Source organism: Roseateles sp. FW301-B2 (assembly GCF_058788955.1).
On record NZ_JBYTBE010000066.1, the window covers coordinates 1 to 6,307 of the forward strand.

Genomic DNA, 6,307 nt, shown 5'->3' on the forward strand with positions numbered 1-6,307 from the left:
GCGGGGTGGGGGGCGGGGTGGGCATGGATTGTTCTTGTTGAGCGACCGCCCGCGATGGCGAGCGGCGGGGTCGGTCGCCATGGTCCGGGCGGGGCCTGGGGGCGTCCATCCCCCGTCTCGGGGGAAACTTCCTCAGGGCAGGGGATGCGGCCCCGGTTTCGTGAACTCCCTCACGCGCAGGCCAACTTCAGCAGGATGGCCAGCAGCGCGTCCGGCGCGGAAATCATCGCGTCGTGGCCGGTGGCGATCTCGTGCAGATCCCAGCCGGGCTGCTCGCGCACGCGCTGGCGCGCGATGGCGATGGTGGCCAGCGCCGGCGCCGTGCAGTCGATGAAGCTGCGCGGCAGGGCGGCCAGGCGCTGGGCGTCGAAGTGCAGCGGGCTGTCGTACACACCGCCGGGCTGCGGGGTCTGGCGGCGCGCCACCCAGTCGGCATCCTCGGCCTGCAGGCCGAAGGCCGAGGGGGCTGCCGCGGGGATATGGCCATGGGCGGCAATCGCCGCGCGGCGCTCGGCCTGGGTGGCCTCGCTGTGGCGGCTGGACCAGCTTTCGCCCGGCAGCGGCACCACCGCATCCAGATAGACCAGGCGCCGGATGCGCGCGGCCATGCGGTCGGCCACGCCGGTGATCACCATGCCGGCGTAGCTGTGGCCCACCAGCAGCACCTGGTCGAGCTCCTCGGCCTCGATCACGCGCGCCACGTCCTCGATATGGGTGTGCAGCGTGATCTCCCGGCTGAGCTGATGGGCGCGTTCGCCGACGCCCGTCAGCGTGACCGGGAAGACGCGATGCCCGGCCGCCCAGAGCGGCGCCAGCACGCGACGCCAGCACCAGGCACCGTGCCAGGCGCCATGCACCAGCACGATGCTGGAGCTCATGCGATCACCCCCTGTTCGCGCAGGGCCGCGATCTCGGCGGGCGCGTAGCCGAATTCGGCCAGCACCTCCTCGGTGTGCTGGCCCAGCAGCGGCGGAGCCAGCCGGTAGCTGACCGGCGTGGCCGAGAGCTTCATCGGGCTGGCCACCAGCGTCAGCCCGTCGCTGAGCGGGTGGGGCATGGGCACCGTCATCTCGCGGGCCTGGACCTGGGGATCGGCGAACACCTCACCCAGGTCGTTGATGGCACCGCAGGGCACCTTGGCGGCTTCCATGGCATCCAGCCAATGCTGCCGCGGGCGCGTCTTGAGCGCGTCGGCAATCATGGGCACCAGCAGCTCGCGGTGGCGCACCCGGTCGGCGTTGCTGGCAAAGCGTGCGTCGGCCGCCCATGCGGGGTGGCCGGCCAGTTCGGCGAACTTGGCGAACTGCTTGTCGTTGCCCACCGCCACGATCACATGGCCATCGCTGGCCTCGAACACCTGGTAGGGCACGATATTCTGGTGCGCGTTGCCCATGCGCCGCGGCGGCACGCCGGTGCAGAGGTAGTTGGCGCCCAGATTGGCCAGCATCGCCACCTGGGTGTCCAGCAGGGCCATGTCGACGATCTGGCCCTGTCCCGTGGCGTCGCGATGGCGCAAGGCCGCCAGCACCGCCACGGTGGCATACATGCCGGTGAACAGATCGGCCACCGCCACGCCCACCTTCTGCGGGCCGCCGCCGGGCAGGCCGTCGCGCTCGCCGGTCACGCTCATCAGGCCGCCCAGGCCCTGCACCGCATAGTCGTAGCCGGCGCGGTCCTTGTAGGGGCCGGTCTGGCCGAAGCCGGTCACCGAGCAGATCACCAGGCCGGGAAACTCCGCCAGCAGGCTCTGGGCATCCAGGCCGTAGCGGGCCAGATCGCCGACCTTGAAGTTTTCCACCAGCACATCGGCCTTGCCGGCCATTTCGCGTATCAGGGCCTGGCCGCGCGGGCTGGCAATGTCGATCGCGATCGAGCGCTTGTTGCGGTTCACGCCCAGGAAATAGGCGGCCTCGCTGCTGTCCTGCCCCTCGCGGGTTTTCAGATAGGGCGGGCCCCAGGCGCGCGTATCGTCGCCTGTGCCGGGGCGTTCGACCTTGAGAACGTCGGCGCCCAGGTCGGCCAGCGTCTGGGTGCACCAGGGGCCGGCCAGGACGCGGGAGAGATCGAGGACGCGTATGCCGGCCAGTGCGGTGTTGGATGCGGGTGTCTGCATGGGGGGCATTTTGCGGTACGGCCGCTGGCGGCCTGCCCCGGGATAATGCGGTCATGTCGTTCTCTACCCAGACGCCGGGCCGTTGTGCCCTGCTCGCACTGGCCGGCGCGCTGCTGGCCTGCTCCCCCGGACTCAACTGGCGCGAGGTGCGCCCCGAGCATGCCGGCCTGAGCCTGCTGTTCCCCTGCAAGCCCGAGGTGGAGAGCCGCCCCTTGCGCGCCGCATCGGCGGGGCAGCCGGCCCTGGAGATGGGGCTGGCCGTCTGCATGGCCGAGGGTGCGCGCTTTTCGCTCGCCTGGGCCGACGTGGACGAGCCCGCAAAGTTGACGCCGGCGTTGGCGCAGATGCGTGCATCGCTGGCGGCCAAGCTGCATGCGCGGGCGGAGCCGGCGCAGCCGCTCGCTCTGGCGGGCATGACGCCCAACCCCGAGGCATTGACGCAGGCCTTGCGTGGCGGCCAGGCCGAGGGGCGGAACGTGCAGGCCGAGGTGGCGGTGTTCGCGCGCGGCCTGCGCGTGTACCAGCTGGTACGCCTGGGGCCGCAGGCCGGCGGGCCGGCCTGGGAGAGCTTTCTGAACTCGGTGAAGTTGCAGGACCGATAATCCTGCCATGCCCGGTCTGCTCGTGATTGCCCATGCCCCGCTGGCCTCCGCCCTCAAGGCGGTGGCCGAGCACACCTTCCCGAACTGCGCGCCGCAGCTGTCGGTGCTCGACGTCACGCCCGATATGACGGCCGAGCTGGTGGAGTCGCGGGCGCGCGCGCTGCTGGCCGCGGGCGGTCATGCCGAGGCCCTGGTGCTCACCGACGTGTTTGGCGCCACGCCCTGCAATGGCGCCCAGCGCCTGCTCGACGCCAGCGGGCATGTGCGGGTGCTCAGCGGGGTGAACGTGCCGATGTTGTGGCGTTCGCTGTGCTATGCCCACGAACCCCTGGATGCCCTGCTGCAGCGTGCCGCCGACGGCGGCAAGCAGGGAATTTTGCAGGGCGAGTCAGCCCAAACCGTCTCCAACGTGTCCTCCTGACCTGTCCATGATCAAGTCCAATCTGACCATCAGCAACAAGCTGGGCTTGCATGCCCGTGCCTCGGCCAAGCTCACCAAGCTCGCCGGCTCCTTCCAGTGCGAGATTTTCATGAGCCGCAACGGCCGCCGCGTGAATGCCAAGAGCATCATGGGCGTGATGATGCTGGCCGCCGGCATGGGCGCCCAGGTGGAGTTGGAGACCGAGGGCCCGGACGAGCAGGCGGCCCAGGACGCCATCACCGCGCTTGTCAACGACAAGTTCGGTGAGGGTCAGTAGGCTCAGGCCTCGTTGAGGAAGTGCCGGCGATAGCGTGCCGGCAGGTCGGCGATGCGCATCATCATGGGCAGGTCGGCGGTGTTGAAGTCGGGGTCCCAGGCCGGGCGGCCGAGAATGCGCGCGCCGCAGCGCAGATAGCCCTTGATCAGCGGCGGGGCCTCGACGCTCATGTCGTGGCGCAAATCATCCACCGGCAAGGGCAGGCGCGGGCGCACCTGCCATTCGATGCCGGCCAGATGGGTCTTCTCCAACTGCTTCCAGAGGCTGGCGGCGTAGTGGCCGCCGTCGCGCATGCTGACGCTGGCGCAGCCAATCATGGTGTCGAGCCCGTTGCGCAGCATGAATTCGGCCAGCGCGCCCCACAGGGCCATGATGGCGCCGCCGGAGCGGTGCTCGGGGTGCACGCAGGAGCGCCCCAGTTCCACCATCTGCGGACGCAGGCTGCGCAGTCGCGTGAGATCGAACTCGGTTTCGCTGTAGAGCCCGCCGGCGCGCAGTGCGGCGGCCGGGGTCAGCACGCGGTAGGTGCCAATCACTTCGTCGGGGCGGCCATGCTCGTCCAGGGTGCGCACCAGCAGGTGCTCGCAGAAGGGGTCGAAGCTGTCGATGTCGTGACCCGCGGGCGCACCCTGCGGGACGCTCAGGCGCGCGCCCATCTCCTCCACGAAGACCCGGTATCTCAGACGCTGGGCTTGGCGAACTTCCTCTTCAGTGCGCGCCCAGACCACGTCCAGGCGAGTGCGGGCCAGCCCCTGGGATTCCAGCGCGGAGCCCGCTGGAAGTGACCTCCGAGGCGCCTGGGGCGCATGCAGTTCGGAGAAGGGCAATGTCGGCAAAGGGAGATCCCTCATGATCGGCCTTGTCGTTGTTGGACGAACGTGATGCTCGGCTGCGGCGGTGACGCGGGCGTGACCAAGCGGTGACGAAATCGTGACCCGCCCGCGTGCCCACGCGCACGGGTGTTCCTGGGGTCGGGTGCGACGGCACGCTGCTACATTCAACGCATGAGCTTTCAGGTCTTTGGCATTCCTGTTTCTCGCGGCGTCGCCATCGGGCGCGCCGTGCTGGTCGCGTCCAGCCGCGTGGACGTGGCTCATTACTTCATCGAAGAAGCCGCGGTCGCCGCCGAAATCCATCGCGCCCTGCGCGCCCGCGACGAGGTGGCGCGTGAACTGGAGACGCTCAAGCAAGACCTGCCCGCGGACGCGCCGCATGAGCTGGCGGCCCTGCTGGATGTGCATCTGATGCTGTTGCACGACGACGCCTTGCTGGGCGCCACCAAGCAGTGGATCGTCGAGCGCCACTACAACGCCGAGTGGGCACTGTCCGCCCAGCTCGAAGTGCTGGCGCGCCAGTTCGACGAGATGGAAGACGACTACCTGCGCGAGCGCAAGGCCGATCTGGAGCAGGTGGTCGAGCGCATCTTGTCCGCCCTCGCGGCCGAGCAGGGTGGCGCGCATGTGGGCGCGGCCGCGGTGGTCAACCGCGACTTCGCGGGCGAAGACCCCTTGCTGCTGGTGGCGGCCGACATTGCGCCGGCCGACATGATGCAGTTCAAGCGCAGCGTGTTCCACGGCTTCATCACCGACATTGGCGGCAAGACCTCGCACACCGCCATCGTGGCGCGCAGCATGGACATTCCCGCCGTGGTGGGCACGCGCGAGGCCTCGCGCCTGATACGCCAGGACGACTGGGTGATCATCGACGGCGATGCCGGTGCGGTGATCGTCAATCCTTCGCCCATCGTGCTGGAGGAATACCGCTTCAGGCAGCGGCAGAGCGAGCTGGAACGGGCGCGCCTGGCGCGCTTGCGGCATACCCCGGCCGTGACGCTGGATGGCGAGCGCGTCGAACTGCACGCCAATATTGAACTTCCGGCCGATGCCGCCGCCGCCGTGGAGGCGGGGGCCACCGGGGTGGGGCTGTTCCGCAGCGAGTTCTTGTTCATGAACCGGGATGGAGAACTGCCCAGTGAGGATGAGCAGTTCACTGCCTACCGCGCCGCGGTCGAAGCCATGCGCGGCATGCCGGTGACCATACGGACGGTGGATGTGGGGGCTGACAAGCCGCTCGATCGCATGTCGGCCAGCGAGCTCAGGCACGAGCATGTGCTGAACCCCGCCATGGGCCTGCGCGCGATTCGCTGGAGCCTGGCCGAGCCCAGCATGTTCCGCCAGCAGCTGCGTGCCATCTACCGTGCCAGTGCCTTCGGCAAGATACGCCTGCTGATCCCGATGGTCGCGCACCTGGGCGAGATGCGGCAGATTCACGAAGCCATCAAGCGCGTCCAGCAGCAGCTGACCGATGCCGGCCAGGCTTACACATCGGTAGAGCTGGGCGTGATGATCGAGATCCCGGCCGCCGCCATCATGCTGCCGCTGTTGCTGCGCTATGTGGACTTTGTCTCCATCGGCACCAATGACCTGATTCAGTACACCCTGGCGATCGATCGCGCCGACGAAGCGGTGGCGCATTTGTACGACCCCTGGCACCCGGCGGTGGTGCATTTGATCGCGTCCTCGATCGCTCAGGCGCGCGCAGCGGGCAAGTCGGTGAGCGTCTGTGGCGAGATGGCGGGCGACCCGGCCTTTACCGATTTGCTGCTTGGCATGGGCTTGCGCAGCTTCTCCATGCACCCCTCGCAGATCCCGTCGGTCAAGCAGCGCGTCTTGCGCGCCGACGCAGGGCGCCTTGCCGCCGTGCTGCCTGGCGTGCTTGAGAGCGACGATCCACAGAAGGCGGCTGAACTGGCCTTCCTGCCGGCGGGTTCGACTCGCAGCCATTGACTGATTGATAGGGGCGGCGCAGCCGCCCCTATCAATTTCTTAGCGAAAGTCTTGCGCCGGCCAAAATTCCTGTGCTACAGTCTAAGGCTGCGCTGCTGATGAGTGCTT

Annotated in this window: 7 protein-coding genes; 4 read left to right on the top strand and 3 right to left on the bottom strand. The window is 68.7% G+C overall.

Translation table 11 applies throughout. The annotated features are described in order from the left end of the window. Window positions 1-170 precede the first annotated feature (170 nt). Both AC3WQY_RS24460 and AC3WQY_RS24465 read right to left on the bottom strand, forming a co-directional pair. Window positions 171-878: an alpha/beta fold hydrolase gene (locus AC3WQY_RS24460; protein WP_492711204.1), complete on the bottom strand. Its 708-nt coding sequence runs from the start codon at window positions 876-878 to the stop codon at window positions 171-173. Beyond that, complete coding sequence (locus AC3WQY_RS24465) at window positions 875-2,113, bottom strand: CaiB/BaiF CoA transferase family protein (protein ID WP_492711205.1); 1,239 nt, start codon at window positions 2,111-2,113, stop codon at window positions 875-877. The genes AC3WQY_RS24460 and AC3WQY_RS24465 overlap by 4 nt, the downstream gene beginning before the upstream one ends. Before the next feature lie 53 nt (window positions 2,114-2,166). Between AC3WQY_RS24465 and AC3WQY_RS24470 the strand changes: the two genes are divergently transcribed. From AC3WQY_RS24470 to AC3WQY_RS24480, 3 genes are read left to right on the top strand one after another with little or no spacing between them, the layout of a single operon-like run. Then, window positions 2,167-2,715 carry a hypothetical protein gene (locus tag AC3WQY_RS24470; RefSeq protein ID WP_492711206.1) on the top strand — a complete coding sequence of 183 codons (549 nt, stop codon included), beginning with the start codon at window positions 2,167-2,169 and terminating at the stop codon, window positions 2,713-2,715. Between the two features lie 7 nt (window positions 2,716-2,722). Continuing rightward, complete coding sequence (locus AC3WQY_RS24475; protein ID WP_285233912.1) at window positions 2,723-3,136, top strand: PTS sugar transporter subunit IIA; 414 nt, start codon at window positions 2,723-2,725, stop codon at window positions 3,134-3,136. 7 nt (window positions 3,137-3,143) lie between these two features. Next, the gene (locus AC3WQY_RS24480) at window positions 3,144-3,413 is read left to right on the top strand and encodes an HPr family phosphocarrier protein (protein WP_285233911.1); all 270 of its coding nucleotides are present in this window, start codon (window positions 3,144-3,146) and stop codon (window positions 3,411-3,413) included. Between the two features lie 2 nt (window positions 3,414-3,415). On the opposite strand, the gene AC3WQY_RS24485 is transcribed toward AC3WQY_RS24480, so the two are convergent. Further along, on the bottom strand, window positions 3,416-4,264 hold the full coding sequence (locus AC3WQY_RS24485) for a GNAT family N-acetyltransferase (protein ID WP_492711208.1): 849 nt from the start codon (window positions 4,262-4,264) through the stop codon (window positions 3,416-3,418). A 153-nt stretch (window positions 4,265-4,417) separates the two neighbouring features. On the opposite strand from AC3WQY_RS24485, the gene ptsP reads away from it, so the two are divergent. Further along, on the top strand, window positions 4,418-6,199 hold the full coding sequence (ptsP, locus tag AC3WQY_RS24490) for a phosphoenolpyruvate--protein phosphotransferase (protein ID WP_492711209.1): 1,782 nt from the start codon (window positions 4,418-4,420) through the stop codon (window positions 6,197-6,199). Window positions 6,200-6,307 lie beyond the last annotated feature (108 nt).

Bases quoted from the DNA above. Each gene is read 5' to 3' on its own strand.
- AC3WQY_RS24460 (WP_492711204.1), bottom strand. From the start codon at position 878: ATGAGCTCCAGCATCGTGCTGGTGCATGGCGCCTGGCACGGTGCCTGG.
- AC3WQY_RS24465 (WP_492711205.1), bottom strand. From the start codon at position 2,113: ATGCAGACACCCGCATCCAACACCGCACTGGCCGGCATACGCGTCCTC.
- AC3WQY_RS24470 (WP_492711206.1), top strand. From the start codon at position 2,167: ATGTCGTTCTCTACCCAGACGCCGGGCCGTTGTGCCCTGCTCGCACTG.
- AC3WQY_RS24475 (WP_285233912.1), top strand. From the start codon at position 2,723: ATGCCCGGTCTGCTCGTGATTGCCCATGCCCCGCTGGCCTCCGCCCTC.
- AC3WQY_RS24480 (WP_285233911.1), top strand. From the start codon at position 3,144: ATGATCAAGTCCAATCTGACCATCAGCAACAAGCTGGGCTTGCATGCC.
- AC3WQY_RS24485 (WP_492711208.1), bottom strand. From the start codon at position 4,264: ATGAGGGATCTCCCTTTGCCGACATTGCCCTTCTCCGAACTGCATGCG.
- ptsP (WP_492711209.1), top strand. From the start codon at position 4,418: ATGAGCTTTCAGGTCTTTGGCATTCCTGTTTCTCGCGGCGTCGCCATC.